Here is a 16,236-nt window from a genome sequence, read left to right as displayed (position 1 = left end):
GTTCTGCCTGCGTCTGACGCTGTTGATCTCGTATCACCAGTCACCGCCCGGACGATGGTGGCACGAAGAGCCGCCCGGCGGAGGCATCAGGGCCATGTCGGTGGGGTGAGGCAGGATGGGGCGGATGAGGCTGGAGGGACCCGTGGGACAGACCGGAGCGAGCGGAGCGGACGGCTCCGGACCGGCGGGCGAGCTGCCCCCGTACGCGGAGGCGGTGCTCGACGTCGCCGACCGGATCCCGCCGGGGCGGGTGATGACCTACGGAGACGTCGCCGAATGGCTCGGCGAGGGCGGCCCCCGCCAGGTGGGCCGCGTGATGGCCCTCTACGGCGGCTCCGCCCCGTGGTGGCGGGTCGTCCGGGCGGACGGCGCCCTGCTCCCCGGGCACGAGCTGCGGGCCCTCGGCCACTACCGCGACGAGGGCACCCCGCTGCGCGAGCGCGGCCCGGCCGCCGGGGACCACGTCCCGAGGATCGACATGCGCCGGGCCCGATGGGACGGCACCGAAGCGGAATGACCCGCGCCGGGAACGGCGCCACGCGCGCGTGCGGGATCTCACACCCGCGCGTGCCGCCCTGGTGGCGCCGGGGACCCCGGCCGTCCGGTCCTGGAGACCCGGGCCCGCGACCGCCCGGTTTCGCGTAACGTCGACGGGCACGCCGCCCGCGGCGACCGGTCCGACGGCTTCCACCGATCCGACGGATTCGGCGGATCGGGCAGGGGTGTGGACAGATGTACGGGCCCCGGCACGCGCGCGTACGCGTGCCCGGCTCCGTACCCCTTCCCGCACCCTCGTCGTCACCGGCACCGCCCGCACCACATCACCACCGACCAGGACCGGCCAACCACGTGAGCTCCTCCTCCACCACCCGGCCAACGCCGCCGCACCAGGGACAGCCGTACCCGGGTGCGGGACGGCCGCGGACCCCCGGCGCGTACCGGCTGGTGCGCACGGCCCCGGCCCCGGTGGATCCCCCTCAGCTGGACGCAGCGCAGCGGGCGGTGGTTGAGCACGACGGGGGACCGCTCCTGGTCCTCGCCGGACCCGGCACCGGCAAGACGACCACGCTGGTCGAGGCCGTCGCGGCCCGCATGGAACGCGGCACCGACCCCGAGCGGATCCTCGTCCTCACCTTCAGCCGCAAGGCCGCCGTCGAACTCCGCGACCGGATGGCCACCCGGCTCGGCGGCCGCCGCCCGCCGCAGGCCACCACCTTCCACTCCTACTGCTACGCCCTCATCCGGGCCCACCAGGACGCCGAGCTCTTCGCCGAACCGCTCCGGCTGCTCTCCGGCCCCGAGCAGGACCTCGCCGTCCGCGAACTCCTCGCCGGCCAGATCGACCTCGAACGGACCGGCCTCGGCGGCGTCCGCTGGCCCGACGAACTCCGCGCCTGCCTCACCACCCGCGGCTTCGCCGACGAGGTCCGCGCCGTCCTCGCCCGCTCCCGCGAGCTGGGCCTCGGCCCCGACGCGCTCCGCCGCTTCGCCGAACGCGTCGGCCGCCCCGACTGGAAGGCCGCCGCCGGCTTCCTCGCCGAGTACCTCGACGTCCTCGACCTCCAGGGCGTCCTCGACTACACCGAGCTGGTGCACCGGGCCGTCCTGCTCGCCGAGGACGTCACCCTCCCCGCGTACGACGCCGTCTACGTCGACGAGTACCAGGACACCGACCCCGCCCAGGTCCGGCTCCTCACCGCGCTCACCGGCGGCGGCCGCAACACGGTCGTCGCCTTCGGCGACCCCGACCAGTCGATCTACGCCTTCCGCGGCGCCGACGTGAACGGCATCCTCGACTTCCCCGCGGCCTTCGGCGGCGCCCCCGTCCGCGTCCTCGGCACCTCCCGCCGGGCCGGCGGCGAGCTCCTCGCGGCCACCCGCCGGCTCACCCAGCGGATGCCGATGAGCCGCCTGCCCGCCGCCGCGGTCCGCGCCCACCGCGAGCTGTCGCCGGTACGGGACGGAGGCCGGGCCGAGGCGTACACCTACCCCACCGCCTCCGCCGAGGCCGAGAACATCGCCGACCTGCTGCGCCGCGCCCACCTGGAGGACGGCGTCCCCTGGCACGCCATGGCCGTCCTCACCCGGGCCGCCGCCGTCCTCCCCGCCCTCCGGCGAGCCCTCACCTCGGCCGGTGTCCCCGTGGAGACGGACGCCGCCGACACCCCCCTCCGCCACGAACCGGCCGTCGCGCCCCTGCTGCTGGCCCTGAGGGCGGTCGCCCAGGCGACCGGCAACGGCCCCGCACCGGCGTCCGAGCCCGCGCCCGCCGAGCCCGAGCCGGACGCGTCCGCCGGGCCCGCGTCGGACACGTCCGGGACCTGGCTGGACGTCCGGACCGCCCTGGAGCTGCTGGCCTCGCCGCTGGCCGGCATCGACCCCGCCGACCTCCGCCGCCTCGGCCGCGCCCTGCGCGACGAGGCCCGCGCCGCGGGCGACAAGGTCCCGCCGCCCTCCGACGTGCTGCTCGCCCACGCCCTCGCCGAGCCCGAGCGCCTCGCCGCGCACGACCCGGCGTACGCCCGCGGCGCCCTCCGCCTCGGCCGGCTCCTCCAGGAGGCCCGCGCGCTGCTCGCCGCCGCCGGCACCGCCGAGGAGGCCCTGTGGGTGCTGTGGAACGGCACGCCCTGGCCCGGCCGCCTGGAGCGCGCCGCCCTCCGCGGCGGCCCCGCCGGCCGCAACGCCGACCGGGACCTCGACGCCGTCTGCGCCCTCTTCGAGACCGCCGCCCGCGCCGAGGAACGGCTCGGCGGCCGCGGCGTGCTCAACTTCCTCGAAGAGCTCGACGCCCAGGACATCGCCGCCGACACCCTCACCCGCCGGCACACCCGCCCGGACGCCGTCCGGCTGATGACCGCCCACCGCTCCAAGGGCCTGGAGTGGAGCCTCGTCGTCGTCGCCGGCGTCCAGGAGGGCCTGTGGCCCGACCTGCGCCGCCGCGGCTCCCTCCTCGAAGCCGACCGCATCGGCCGCGACGGCCTCGCCGAACCCCTCACCCCCGGCGCCCTCCTCGCCGAGGAGCGCCGCCTCTTCTACGTGGCCGCCACCCGCGCCCGCGACCGGCTCGTCGTCACCGCCGTGAAGGCCCCCGCCGAGGACGGCGACCAGCCCTCCCGCTTCCTCGCCGAGCTCGGCACCGAACCGAAGGAGGTGCCGGGCCGGCCCCGCCGCCCGCTCGCCGTCTCCGCGCTCGTCGCCGAGCTGCGCTCCACCACCGTCGACCCGGACGCCTCGCCCGCGCTCCGGGACGCCGCCGCCCGCCGCCTCGCCGAACTGGCCGCCCTCACCGACGAGGACGGGCAACCGATGGTCCCGGCCGCCCACCCGGACCGCTGGTGGGGGCTGCACGAGCCCACCCGCTCCGCCGTGCCGCTCCGCGACCGGGACCGGCCCGTGGCGCTCTCCCCGAGCGCCCTGGAGAACCTGGCCGCCACCTGCTCGCTCCAGTGGTTCCTGGGCCGCGAGGTCAAGGCCGCCGAACCGGCCTCCGCCGCGCAGGGCTTCGGCAACGTCGTCCACGTCCTCGCCGACGAGGTCGCCTCCGGCCGCACCCCCGCCGACCTCGACGTCCTGATGGCCCGCCTCGACACCGTGTGGGACGCGCTCGCCTTCGACGCCCCCTGGAAGTCCGAGCAGGAGAAGGGGCACGCGCGCGTGGCCCTGGAACGCTTCCTGAGCTGGCACGTCATGGACCGCGGCGGCCGCACCCCGGCCGCCTCAGAGCACGGCTTCGACGTCACCCTGGAGGCGGGGGAGTACCAGGTCCGCATCCGCGGCTCCATGGACCGGGTCGAGACCGACGAGGAGGGCCGCGCGTACGTCGTCGACTTCAAGACCGGCAAGGCCGCCCCCACCCGGGACGAGGTCGCCCACCACCCGCAGCTCGCCGTCTACCAGCTCGCCGTCCGCGAGGGGGCCCTCGACGAGGTCTTCGGCGGGCGCCGCCCCGAACCCGGCGGCGCCGAACTCGTCCAGCTCCGCCAGGCCGCGCCCAAGAAGGAGGGCGGCGACGCGCTGCCCAAGGTGCAGGCCCAGCAGCCGCCGGAGGGCGAGTGGATCGGCGACCTGCTCGCCACCGCCGCCGGCCGGGTCCTCGACGAGCGCTTCACCCCGACGACCGGCGGACACTGCGCGACCTGCTCGTTCCGCGCCGCGTGCAGCGCCCGGCCCGAGGGCCGACAGGTCGTCGACTGAGTCGTCAGGGGAGAGAGTGACGCGAGTCACGTTCCCGGTTGCGCATCCTTTGTCCACCCCGGGTCGTCACTGCTTGGGCGGCACCGCATAAGGTCCGCGTGAAGGAAACCTGTGAATATTCGCTTTCGAACACGTCGAAGCGGATCGAACACGCTGAGGAGTACGCGCATGAGGGCCAACCGGAAGCTCTGGGCCACCGCGACGATCTGCCTGGCCGTCGTCGCCGGCGTCTCGGGCTGTGGCAAGGGCGACGACAAGCCCGCCGACCCCTTCGCGGGCCTCTCCGCCGACGCGATCGCCGACAAGGCCGTCGAGGCCACCAAGTCCGCCACCGCCTTCCGCATGAGCGGCAGCGGCACGGACGACGGCGCGGAGATGAAGGTCGACTTCGCCGTCGACGACAAGGGCAACTGCAAGGGCTCCATGGAGAGCGGCAAGGGCGGCAAGGCCGAGATCGTCGGCACCGGCGGCACCAGCTACATGAAGGGCGACGACGCCTTCTGGAAGTCCTCCAGCGGCGAGGAGGGCTCCTCCGACGAGGAGGCCGGCGCCATCTCCACCCTGCTCAACGGCCGCTGGATGAAGATGCCGGCCGGCGAGGAGGGCCCCGGTGCCTTCTGCGACCTCAAGACCATCGTCAAGGACATGGACGAGGACACCCCCCGCAAGGGCATGACCCGTGAGGCCGACGCCGACGTCGACGGCACCCCGGCCGTCGTCCTCAAGGGCAAGGCCGACTCGAAGGGCGAGACCGACACGTTCTACGTGGCCATGGACTCCGCCAAGCCCTACATCCTCCGCGTCGTCACCACCGGTGGCGACGAGCCGGGCACCGTCACCTTCGCCGACTACAACAAGCCGGTCACCGTCTCCGCCCCGCCGGCCGACCAGGTCGTCGACATGGAGCAGCTGATGACGGCCGGCGCCGGCAGCTGACCCCTGCGCGCTGAGTAGCGGCCACGCGCGCGTGGGGCGACCCTGGTGAAAGGGTCCGGGGGGCGAGGAGGCTCGTATGAGGTCCCAGTCCAGCCACCGGAAGCTCCGCGCCGCGGCCGTCCTCTGCGCGGCCGTCGCCGTCGCGGGCCCCGCCCCGGCGGCGGCCTGGGCGGCGACGGCGTCGCCCGGATCCGCACCGGCCGCCGCGGCCCCGTCCCCGTCGCCGGACCCCTTCGAGGGACTCGCCCCCGCCCGGATCGCCGACCGGGCCGTCGCCGCCACCCGCTCCGCCGACTCGCTGCGCATGACCGGCGAGGTCGTCGCCGAGGGACAGCACCTCGACGTCGACTTCTCCGTCGACGACCAGGGCTCCTGCCAGGGCCGGATCGGCGTCGACGACGGCTCCGCCGAACTCCGCAGGCTCGACGACGTCACCTACATGAAGGGCGACGAGGAGTTCTGGCGGATCTCGATGACCTCCCAGGGCGTGCCCGAGAACCAGATCGCGCCGATCATCGAACTCGTCAAGGGCCGCTGGCTCAAGATCGCCCCCGGCCAGGCCGGCAGCGGCGACCTCAGCGAGGTCTGCGACCTCGACTCCCTCCTCGACGGCCTCGGCCGGGACGCGGAGGACCGCCGTGGCCTCACCCGCGGCCCCGACCGGGAGGTCGACGGCACCCCCGTGGCGACCCTCGTCAAGAAGGACGGCGACGAGACCACCACCGTCTCCGTCGCGCAGGAGGGCAAGCCGTACATCCGCGAGGTCGTCAGGACCGGCGGCGACGAACCCGGCAGGATGACCCTCTCCGACTTCGACCGCCCGGTGAAGGTCACCGCCCCGCCCGCCGACGAGACCGTCGACCTCTCCCGCCTCGACCCCGGCACCCCCGCCTGAGCCACCGCCCGGCCTCCCGCCGGACTCCTCGCCCGGCCTCCCGCCGGACCTCGGCGCGGGAGACCGCGCCCGTCGGGAGACCGCGCCCGTCGGGAAACCGCAGGTGAAAAGGGTGCGGGACGGGAATGTCCGACCGCCCCGTTAGCCTCTTCAGGGTGACCGCGCACCTCACCGACCCCGAGCAGCTCAAGGAGCTCCTCGGCATCCCCTTCACCCCGGAGCAGACGGCCTGCATCACCGCGCCGCCCGCCCCCCAGGTCATCGTGGCCGGAGCCGGCTCCGGCAAGACCACGGTGATGGCGGCCCGGGTCGTGTGGCTGGTCGGCACCGGACAGGTCGCCCCCGAACAGGTCCTCGGCCTCACCTTCACCAACAAGGCCGCCGGCGAACTCGCCGAGCGCGTCCGCACCGCCCTCGTCCGGGCCGGCGTCACCGACCCCGACCCGGTCGACCCGGAGAACCCGCCGGGCGAGCCCCGCATCTCCACGTACCACGCCTTCGCCGGGCAGCTCCTCACCGACCACGGCCTGCGCATCGGCCTCGAACCGACCTCCCGGCTCCTCGCCGACGCCACCCGCTTCCAGCTCGCCGCGCGCGTGCTCCGCGAGGCCCCCGGCCCGTACCCGGCGCTCACCAAGTCCTTCCCGACCCTCGTCGAGAACCTGCTCGCGCTCGACGCCGAACTCGCCGAGCACCTCGTCGACCCCGCCGACCTCCTCGCGTACGACGCCGAGCTGCTCACCGCCCTCGCCGACGCCAAGCTCACCAACGACGACCTGCGCAAGCTCCCCGAGACGGCCACCGCCCGCCGCGAGCTCACCGGACTCGTCACCCGCTACCGCGCCGCCAAGCGCTCCCGCGACCTCCTCGACTTCGGCGACCAGATCGCCCTCTCCGCGCGGCTCGCCACCACCCGCCCCGAGGTCGGCACGATCCTCCGCGACGAGTTCCGGGTCGTCCTCCTCGACGAGTACCAGGACACCTCCGTCGCCCAGCGGCTCCTCCTCTCCGGCCTCTTCGGCCAGGGCACCGGCCATCCCGTCACCGCCGTCGGCGATCCCTGCCAGGCCATCTACGGCTGGCGCGGCGCCTCCGTCGCCAACCTCGACGACTTCCCCGCCCACTTCCCGCACACCGACGGCACCCCCGCGAGCCGCCACTCCCTCTCCGAGAACCGGCGCAGCGGCGGCCGCCTCCTCGACCTCGCCAACGGCCTCGCCACCCCGCTGCGCGCGATGCACGCGGGCGTGGAGGCGCTGCGCCCCGCGCCGGGCGCCGAGGCCGACGGCACCGTCCGGATCGCCCTCCTGCCCACCCACACCGAGGAGATCGACTGGCTCGCCGACTCCCTCGCCCACCTCGTCCGCACCGGCCGCGAGCCCGGCTCCATGGCCGTCCTGTGCCGCACCGCCGGCGACTTCCCGGCCATCCAGGCCGCCCTCGTCGCCCGCGGCGTCCCCGTCGAGGTCGTCGGCCTCTCCGGACTGCTCCACCTCCCCGAGGTCGCCGACCTCGTCGCCGTCTGCGAAGTCCTCCAGGACCCCGGGGCCAACGCCGACCTGGTCCGGCTCCTCACCGGCCCGCGCTGGCGCATCGGCCCCCGCGACCTCGCCCTCCTCGGCCGCCGCGCCCGCCTCCTCGTCCACCGGGGCGCCGCCGACACCGACCCAGGGCAGCGGCTCGCCGCCGCCGTCGAGGGCGTCGACCCCGCCGAGGTGATCTCCCTCGCCGACGCGCTCGACACCTTCCTCGACTCCGCCGGCCACCCCGACGACGGCCTGCCCTTCTCCGCCGAGGCCCGGGTCCGCTTCGCCCGCCTCGCCGCCGAGCTCCGCTCGCTGCGCGCCTCCCTCGCCGACCCCCTCATGGACGTCCTCCACCGGGTCCTGACCGTCACCGGCCTGGAGGTCGAACTGTCGGCGTCCCCGCACGCCCTCGCCGCCCGCCGCCGCGAGACCCTCGGCAACTTCCTGGACGTCGCCGCCGGCTTCGCCTCCCTCGACGGCGAGGCCAGCCTCCTCGCCTTCCTCGGCTTCCTGCGCACCGCCGTCCAGTTCGAGAAGGGCCTCGACAACGCCCTCCCGGGCGGCGAGAACACCGTCAAGGTGCTCACCGCGCACAAGTCGAAGGGCCTGGAGTGGGACGTCGTCGCCGTCCCCGGCCTGGTCGCCGGCCAGTTCCCGTCCGCCCGCGCGCGCGAGTCCTGGACATCCCAGCCCCAGGTCCTCCCGCACGCCCTGCGCGGCGACGCGGCCACCCTCCCGGACCTCGACGCCTGGACCGCCGCCGCGATGAAGTCCTTCAAGGCCGCGATGACGGACCACCAGCACACCGAGGAACTCCGCCTCGGCTACGTCACCTTCACCCGCCCCCGCACCCTCCTCCTGGCCTCCGCCCACTGGTGGGGCCCCACCCAGAAGAAGCCGAGGGGCCCCTCGGACTTCATGCAGGCCCTGTACGCCCACTGCGAGCGGGGCCACGGCGACATCGAGGCATGGGCGACGGCCCCGGAGAAGGACACCGAGAACCCCCTGCTGGCCGAGGCGACCGCCGACCTCCCCTGGCCGCTGCCCCTGGACGAGGAGGCCCTGGCCCGGCGCAGGCAGGCGGCGGACGCCGTCCGGACCAAGCTGTGGGCACACGTACCCCGCCCGGGGGAGGGCGCGCCCCACGCCCCCGGCACGGGGCCCGACCTCCCCGGCACGGGGCCCGACCCCCAGGACCCGCACCCCGGGGACCTCTGGCTCCCGGACGACCCGGCGGAGGCCCCCGGCACGGTCCCGCACCCCCGGGAGGCCGGGCTCACTCCGGAGGAGCACCGGACCATCGCCTCCTGGGACAGGGACCTCGCCGCTCTCACCGCCGAGCTGCACCGCTCCCGCGCCACGACCCGGGACGTCCTCCTCCCCGCCTACCTCTCCGCCTCCCAGGTCATACGCCTCGCCGAGGACCCGGACGGCTTCGCGCGGGAGCTGGCCCGCCCGATGCCGAAGCCGCCGCAGCCCGCGGCCCGCCGCGGCACCCGCTTCCACGCGTGGGTGGAGTCCCGCTTCGACGAGCTCCCGCTGCCGTTCCTCGGCCCGGACGAGCTCCCCGGCGGCGAGGACTTCGCGGGCGAGCCGGAGATCGTCGACGAGCGCGACCTGGAGGCCCTCAAGGAGGCGTTCGCCCGCACCCCGTACGCCCACCGCACCCCGTACCGCGTGGAGGTCCCCGTCCACCTCACCCTCGCGGGCCGGGTGGTCCGCGGCCGGATCGACGCCGTCTACCGGGACCCGGACTCGGGCGCGTACGAGATCGTCGACTGGAAGACCAGCCACCACCGCACCGCCGACCCCCTCCAGCTCGCGCTGTACCGGCTCGCCTGGGCCGAGCAGCACGGCCTCGACCCCGAGGAGGTGGCCGCCGCCTTCGTCTACGTGCGCACCGGCGAGGTGGCCCGTCCGGCCCGGCTGCCCGGCCGGGCGGAGCTGGAGGCCATCCTGCTGGGCGGGGCACCCCCCGGCGCCGGATAGGCTCGTGAGCATGAGCGAGACCCCGGACAGCGTCGTCCAGCCCGTACGCGCCTACATCGAGCGGCACCGCGCCGCCTTCCTCGGCGACCTCGCCGACTGGCTGCGGATCCCGTCCGTGTCGGCGCAGCCCGAGCGGGCCGGGGACGTGCGGCGCAGCGCCGACTGGCTCGCCGGCGCCCTGAAGGACACCGGGTTCACCACGGTCGAGGTCTGGGAGACCGAAGGCGCCCCGGCGGTCTTCGCCGACTGGCCGTCCGACGACCCGGACGCGCCGACGGTGCTGGTCTACGGCCACCACGACGTGCAGCCGGCGGCCCGCGAGGACGGCTGGCACACCGACCCCTTCGAGCCGACCGTCGTCGACGGGCGGATGTACGCGCGCGGGGCGGCCGACGACAAGGGCCAGGTGTTCTTCCACACCCTCGGGGTCCGCGCCCACCTCGCCGCCACCGGCCGCACGGCGCCCGCCGTCCACCTGAAGCTGCTCGTGGAGGGCGAGGAGGAGTCCGGCTCGCCGCACTTCCGCGCGCTCGTCGAGGCCCACGCGGACCGGCTCGCCGCCGACGCGGTGATCGTCTCCGACACCGGCATGTGGTCCGAGACCACCCCCACCGTCTGCACCGGCATGCGCGGGGTCGCCGACTGCGAGATCGACCTGTACGGCCCCGACCAGGACATCCACTCCGGCTCCTTCGGCGGCGCCGTGCCCAACCCGGCCACCGTCGCCGGCCGGATCGTCGCCGCCCTGCACGACGCCGACGAGCGGGTCGCGATCCCCGGCTTCTACGACGGCGTGAGCGAACTCACCGAGGCCGAGCGGCGGCTCGTCGCCGAGCTGCCCTTCGACGAGGCGGCCTGGCTGCGCACCGCCAAGTCCCACGGCACCCTCGGCGAGGCCGGCCACTCGACCCTGGAGCGCGTCTGGGCCCGCCCGACCGCCGAGGTCAACGGCATCGGCGGCGGCTACCAGGGCCCCGGCGGCAAGACGATCGTCCCCGCCTCCGCCCACCTCAAGCTGTCCTTCCGGCTCGTCGCCGGCCAGGACCCGTACCGGATCGAGACGCTGGTGCGGGAGTGGCTGGCCGGGCTCGTCCCGGCCGGCGTCCGGTACGAGATCGTCTTCGGCGCCCCGACCCGCCCCTGCCTCACCCCGCTCGGCCACCCGGCCCTGACGGCGGTGGCCGGGGCGATGAGCCGGGCCTTCGACGGCGCCACCGTCCGCTACACGCGCGAGGGCGGCTCGGGACCGGCCGCCGACCTCCAGGACGTCCTGGACGCGCCCGTGCTCTTCCTGGGCATCTCGGTCCCGTCCGACGGCTGGCACGCGCCGAACGAGAAGGTCGAGCTCGACCTCCTCATGAAGGGCGTCGAGACGACCGCCTACCTGTGGGGCGACCTGCCGGCCGCCCTGCGGGCAGGCGAGCGCTGAGCGCCGGGCCGAACGCCGCAATCACTGTCACCGATCCGGGGGAGTTGGAAGCACCTGTGAGCACCCTGAACAACGCGTTCGCGGACCGTCCGATCTCGCTCACCGCCCCGAGCGGGATCGACCGCGCCGCCCACCACCGCCTCGACGAGGCGTGGCTCGCGGCCGCCTGGAGCCACCCGAGCACCCGCGTCTTCGTGGTCTCGGGCGGCCAGGTGCTGATCGACGACCGCCCCGACGGCACCACCGAGCTCGTCATGACCCCGGCGTTCGAGGCGCCGATGACCGAGACCCACCGCTACTTCCTCGGCACCGACCCCGACGGGGTCTCCTACTTCGCGCTCCAGAAGGACTCGCTGCCCGGCCGCATGGACCAGTCGGCGCGCCCGGCGGGCCTGCGGGAGGCCGGCCTCCTGCTGTCGCCCCGCGACGCGGGCCTGATGACCCACGCGGTCGCCCTGGAGAACTGGCAGCGCCTCCACCGCTTCTGCTCCCGCTGCGGCGAGCGCACGGTGATCGCCGCCGCCGGGCACATCCGCCGCTGTCCGGTCTGCGGCGCCGAGCACTACCCGCGCACCGACCCGGCGGTGATCATGCTGGTCACCGACGACCAGGACCGGGCGCTGCTCGGCCGCCAGGTGCACTGGCCGGAGGGCCGCTTCTCGACGCTGGCCGGGTTCGTCGAGCCCGGCGAGTCCATCGAGCAGGCGGTGGTCCGGGAGGTCTTCGAGGAGGCCGGCGTCACCGTCGGCGAGGTCTCGTACGTGGCCAGCCAGCCGTGGCCGTTCCCGTCCAGCCTGATGCTCGGCTTCTTCGCGCGGGCCACCTCCCCGGAGATCGAGGTGGACGGCGAGGAGATCCACGAGGCCCGCTGGTTCTCCCGGGACGACCTGGAGGCCGGCTTCGCCTCCGGCGAGATCCTGCCGCCGTACGGCATCTCGATCGCCTCCCGCCTGATCGAGCTCTGGTACGGCAAGCCGCTGCCGAAGCCCGGCGACGTCGTCTAGAACCCCGTCCGACAGGGCCCGCCCGGGACACGCGAAGGCCCCCGTTCCGGAGGAGCGGGGGCCTTTCCGTACCCGGACGGACGCGCGGGCCTCAGACGGCGAGGGCCTGCTTGACCTGGGCCAGGCTCGGGTTGGTCATGACCGACTCGGTGCCGGCGGGGGAGACCACGAGGACCGTCGGGACGGTCTGGTTGCCGCCGTTGGCCTGCTCCACGAAGGCGGCCGACGCGGGGTCCTGCTCGATGTTGATCTCGTCGTACGCGATGCCCTCGCGGTCCATCTGGCTCTTCAGCCGGCGGCAGTAGCCGCACCACTCGGTGCTGTACATCGTCACAGTGCCCTGCATGGCCAGGCGCTCCTCATCGGGTCGGGGGTCGTGCCGAAGGGAGAACGTACGCCACCCGGCCGCCCATTCCCGCACGCCGGGTGAGCTGCGCCGCTCTCCGCCCCGGACCGGGACGATCATGAGACGGTACGACCGCGACCCCCGGCCTGTGGACGACGCGCCGCACCGACCCCACCCGACCTGGCAGCATGGCGGAGTGACAGCAGCAACGCACTCCCCCCTCTTCCCGGCGGTCCCGGAGACGGCCGACGCGGTGCTCGACGGGCTCGACCCGGAGCAGCGCGAGGTCGCCCTGGCCCTGCGCGGCCCGGTCTGCGTCCTCGCGGGCGCCGGCACGGGCAAGACCCGGGCGATCACCCACCGGATCGCCTACGGGGTGCGGACCGGCGTGCTGCCGCCCGCGAGCGTGCTCGCCGTCACCTTCACCAACCGCGCCGCGGGCGAGATGCGCGGCCGGCTCCGCCAGCTCGGCGCGGGCGGGGTGCAGGCCCGCACCTTCCACTCGGCGGCCCTCCGGCAGCTCCAGTTCTTCTGGCCGAAAGCGATCGGTGGCCCGCTGCCCCGGCTCGTGGAGCGCAAGGTCCAGCTGGTCGCCGAGGCGGCGGCCCGCTGCCGGGTCCGGCTCGACCGGAACGAGCTGCGGGACGTCACCTCGGAGATCGAATGGGCCAAGGTCACCCAGACGGTGCCCGCCGACTATCCGGCGGCGGTCGCCCGCGCCCGCCGGGACGCCCCCCGGGACCCGGCCGAGATCGGCCAGCTCTACGCGATGTACGAGCAGCTCAAGGGCGAGCGCTCGGTGATCGACTTCGAGGACGTGCTGCTGCTCACCGTCGGCATCCTCCAGGACCGGCCCGACATCGCCGAGCAGATCCGCCGCCAGTACCAGCACTTCGTCGTCGACGAGTACCAGGACGTCTCCCCGCTCCAGCAGCGCCTGCTGGAGGAGTGGCTGGGGGAGCGGGACAGCCTCTGCGTGGTCGGCGACGCCAGCCAGACCATCTACTCCTTCACCGGCGCCACCCCCGACCACCTGCTGGACTTCCGCACCCGGCACCCGCACGCGACCGTGGTCAAGCTGGTCCGCGACTACCGCTCCACCCCCCAGGTGGTCCACCTCGCCAACGGCCTGCTCGACCAGGCCGGCGGCCGGGCCGCCGACCACCGCCTGGAGCTGGTCTCGCAGCGCGAGCGCGGCCCCGAGCCGGTCTACACCGAGTACGGCGACGAGCCCGCCGAGGCCGAGGGCACCGCCCGCCGGGTCCGCGACCTGATCGCCGCCGGCGTCCCGGCCGGCGAGATCGCCGTCCTCTACCGGATCAACGCCCAGTCGGAGGTCTACGAGCAGGCCCTCGCCGACGCCGGCGTCCCCTACCAGCTGCGCGGCGCCGAGCGCTACTTCGAGCGCCAGGAGGTACGGGAGGCGATCGCCGCCCTGCGCGGCGCGGCCCGCTTCGGCGCGAACGACTCGCTCCTCGACGGGGCCGAGGACCTGCCGGCCCAGACGCGGGCGGTGCTTTCCGGCCACGGCTGGAGCAGCCGGCCGCCGGCCGGCTCCGGCGCCGTCCGGGACCGCTGGGAGTCGCTCGCCGCGCTCGCCCGGCTCGCCGACGACTTCGCCGCCGCCCGCCCCGGCGCCACCCTCGCCGACCTCATCGCCGAGCTGGACGAGCGGGCCGCCGCCCAGCACGCCCCCACCGTCCAGGGCGTCACCCTCGCCTCCCTGCACGCCGCCAAGGGCCTGGAGTGGGACGCCGTCTTCCTGGTCGGCCTCACCGACGGCATGATGCCGATCACCTACGCCAAGACGGACGAGCAGATCGAGGAGGAGCGCCGGCTCCTCTACGTGGGCGTCACCCGCGCCCGCGTCCACCTCACCCTCTCCTGGGCGCTCTCCCGCTCCCCGGGCGGCCGCCCCGGCCGCGTCCCCAGCCGCTTCCTCAAGGGCCTGCGCCCCGGCTCCGGCAGCCGGGCCGCCGGCCACGGCGCCACCGGCGGCGGCGTCGAGCGGGGCGGCGGCCAGGGCCCGTCCGCCGAGCCGGTCCGCCGCCGCGCGCGCGGCCCGGTCCGCTGCCGGGTCTGCGGCGCCACCCTCACCGAGGCCGGCGCGATGAAGCTGCTCCGCTGCGAGGACTGCCCCTCCGACATGGACGAGGGCCTGTACGAGCGGCTGCGCGACTGGCGCGCCGACCGGGCCCGGGAGCTCGGCCAGCCGGCCTATTGCGTCTTCACCGACAAGACGCTCATGGCGATCGCCGAGCGGGTCCCCGCCTCCGGCGGCGAACTCGTGGTGATCGCCGGCGTCGGCACCCGCAAGCTGAACCGCTTCGGAGCCGACGTTCTCGCCATCTGCGCGGGCGAAGAGCCAGGTGAAGAGGGTGTAAGGGGCGCGGACGAAGACTGATCGAAACTCGTGGGAAAAATAGTTTGCGCCCGCCCCGTCAAGCCCCATAGGTTCTTAACCACGCAACAGCGGCTTCTTAAGAAGCCCTGTCTCGTGCTGTACTTGTCCAAATGAACATCGAGAGCCCGGCTCGCACCCGAGCTCTCCGAGACGCCGAGAGGAGGCGATTCCAGTGATCAGCAACATCAACAGCAACACCGTCGTCAGCACCGCCAAAATGACCGATCGCTCGGTCGTCTCCGCCTGCTCGCTCGGCCTCTCCGCCGTTGAGCTCCTTGGCAGCGGTCTGCCCGTCACCGGTCTGTCCGGTCGCGGCATGGCCGTCATCGAGCGCACCGAGCGACCGACCAAGGCACGGGTGGCTGAAGAGGGCAAGGCCGGATTCACGGCCTATGGCTTCGCGGCAGCCGGTGCCGGCAAGCAGCAGACGACGCAGCACCACACGATGTGGGCCTTCCGTGGGCTCGAACCCTGGAGTGATCCAGCCTGACCTGATCAGGCCGGCGCCTTCAGGGCCGCGGAACCCCACCCGGGATCCGCGGCCCTTCTGTTTGTCCCCGAACGGGGACGGCGGAACGAAGGGGCCTCGGGACAAGAAACCCGGTACCAGCCGAAGACCCGGCCCACCGGCCGGAACGACCAGACGAGGAAAGACACCCGTGCAACTCGAAGCGCACGCCCCGTCCGTACCGCCTTCCGAAACGATCCCCCCGTCCGGCCTCACGGAGGACCACGCCTTGACCCCCCTGACATCGCTCACCGCGCTCGACGACGCCATCGAGAACCTCGGCGTCCCGGTCCCCTGCCGGGCCTACGACCCGGAGGTCTTCTTCGCCGAGTCCCCGGCCGACGTCGAGTACGCCAAGTCCCTCTGCAAGACCTGCCCGCTGGTCGCGGCCTGTCTCGCCGGCGCCAAGGAGCGCCGCGAGCCCTGGGGTGTCTGGGGCGGCGAGCTCTTCGTCCAGGGCGTGGTCGTCGCCCGCAAGCGGCCCCGTGGCCGCCCGCGCAAGAACCCGGTCGCGGCATGACCGCCGTCACCTGGGAGGCACCCCACAAGGCCCCCAGGCGAACCGGAACGATCGACCATCCCCTCACGCACGATCCCCAGAAGCAGGCCCCGATGACCACGCCCGCCACCGAGCCCATCCGCTCCGCTACCCCCGACTTCTCCCCCGCCGGCGCCCCCGCGCTGCGTCAGAACAGGACCCGAGACATGCAACTCATCCCAGAAGCCCTGGCCCGTGCCCATATGCACGAGCGACAGCGTGAGGCCGAGGCGGAACGTCAGGCCGTGCGCCTGATCGCCGCCCGGCGTATGCAGCGCCGCGCCGAGCGCGTCTCGCTGCGCGCCCGCCGCGCGCTGGCCATGGCCGTCATGCACTGAGCGCCCCACCAGGCGTCCCCGCGGGGGGGGGGGGCCCGCGCCCCCCCCCCCCCCCGGGGGGGCCCCCCCCCGCCCCCCCCCCCCCGGCTCGGGACGTCTGGGGAGACGACCCCCGCCCCCCCGGGGGCC

General features: G+C 74.7%; 12 protein-coding genes. 11 read left to right on the top strand and 1 reads right to left on the bottom strand.

Annotation, left to right across the window (positions count from 1 at the left end; genetic code table 11):
- Positions 1 to 124: 124 nt before the first annotated feature.
- The 7 genes from ACFW1I_RS14760 (at position 125) to nudC (ending at position 11,973) form a co-directional block, all read left to right on the top strand.
- The gene (locus ACFW1I_RS14760) at positions 125 to 517 is read left to right on the top strand and encodes an MGMT family protein (RefSeq protein WP_384669796.1); all 393 of its coding nucleotides are present in this window, start codon (positions 125 to 127) and stop codon (positions 515 to 517) included.
- Between the two features lie 332 nt (positions 518 to 849).
- Positions 850 to 4,194, top strand: coding sequence for an ATP-dependent helicase (locus ACFW1I_RS14755; RefSeq protein ID WP_384669794.1), 3,345 nt, complete (start codon positions 850 to 852; stop codon positions 4,192 to 4,194).
- Between the two features lie 168 nt (positions 4,195 to 4,362).
- Complete coding sequence (locus ACFW1I_RS14750) at positions 4,363 to 5,130, top strand: hypothetical protein (protein WP_384669792.1); 768 nt, start codon at positions 4,363 to 4,365, stop codon at positions 5,128 to 5,130.
- A gap of 76 nt (positions 5,131 to 5,206) precedes the next feature.
- Complete coding sequence (locus tag ACFW1I_RS14745) at positions 5,207 to 6,025, top strand: hypothetical protein (protein WP_384669790.1); 819 nt, start codon at positions 5,207 to 5,209, stop codon at positions 6,023 to 6,025.
- 155 nt (positions 6,026 to 6,180) lie between these two features.
- Entirely contained in the window at positions 6,181 to 9,540 is a 3,360-nt protein-coding gene (locus tag ACFW1I_RS14740) for an ATP-dependent helicase (protein WP_384669789.1), read from the top strand.
- Positions 9,541 to 9,550: 10 nt separating this feature from the next.
- Positions 9,551 to 10,969 carry a dipeptidase gene (locus ACFW1I_RS14735; protein ID WP_384669787.1) on the top strand — a complete coding sequence of 473 codons (1,419 nt, stop codon included), beginning with the start codon at positions 9,551 to 9,553 and terminating at the stop codon, positions 10,967 to 10,969.
- Between the two features lie 56 nt (positions 10,970 to 11,025).
- Positions 11,026 to 11,973 (top strand): NAD(+) diphosphatase, encoded by a 948-nt coding sequence (gene nudC / locus ACFW1I_RS14730; RefSeq protein WP_384669785.1) that lies wholly within the window; start codon positions 11,026 to 11,028, stop codon positions 11,971 to 11,973.
- Positions 11,974 to 12,064: 91 nt separating this feature from the next.
- Here the strand turns inward: nudC and ACFW1I_RS14725 are convergent, their stop codons facing one another.
- Complete coding sequence (locus tag ACFW1I_RS14725; protein ID WP_037881113.1) at positions 12,065 to 12,319, bottom strand: mycoredoxin; 255 nt, start codon at positions 12,317 to 12,319, stop codon at positions 12,065 to 12,067.
- 196 nt (positions 12,320 to 12,515) lie between these two features.
- Between ACFW1I_RS14725 and ACFW1I_RS14720 the strand changes: the two genes are divergently transcribed.
- The 4 genes from ACFW1I_RS14720 (at position 12,516) to ACFW1I_RS14705 (ending at position 16,107) form a co-directional block, all read left to right on the top strand.
- Complete coding sequence (locus ACFW1I_RS14720; RefSeq protein WP_384669782.1) at positions 12,516 to 14,723, top strand: ATP-dependent DNA helicase UvrD2; 2,208 nt, start codon at positions 12,516 to 12,518, stop codon at positions 14,721 to 14,723.
- A gap of 172 nt (positions 14,724 to 14,895) precedes the next feature.
- Positions 14,896 to 15,213 carry a hypothetical protein gene (locus ACFW1I_RS14715; RefSeq protein ID WP_384669780.1) on the top strand — a complete coding sequence of 106 codons (318 nt, stop codon included), beginning with the start codon at positions 14,896 to 14,898 and terminating at the stop codon, positions 15,211 to 15,213.
- Positions 15,214 to 15,382: 169 nt separating this feature from the next.
- A complete protein-coding gene (locus ACFW1I_RS14710) occupies positions 15,383 to 15,751 on the top strand; it encodes a WhiB family transcriptional regulator (protein ID WP_031013886.1) in 369 nt (122 codons plus the stop codon).
- Positions 15,748 to 16,107 carry a hypothetical protein gene (locus tag ACFW1I_RS14705; RefSeq protein WP_384669778.1) on the top strand — a complete coding sequence of 120 codons (360 nt, stop codon included), beginning with the start codon at positions 15,748 to 15,750 and terminating at the stop codon, positions 16,105 to 16,107. Before ACFW1I_RS14710 ends, ACFW1I_RS14705 begins: the two co-directional genes overlap by 4 nt.
- The last annotated feature ends 129 nt before the right edge of the window (positions 16,108 to 16,236 follow it).

It is taken from the genome of Streptomyces sp. NPDC058955, assembly GCF_042741435.1.
In the GTDB taxonomy this organism is placed as follows: domain Bacteria; phylum Actinomycetota; class Actinomycetes; order Streptomycetales; family Streptomycetaceae; genus Streptomyces.
The sequence above is the reverse complement of the archived record's forward strand: the minus strand, read 5'-3'. Positions and strand labels throughout refer to the sequence as shown.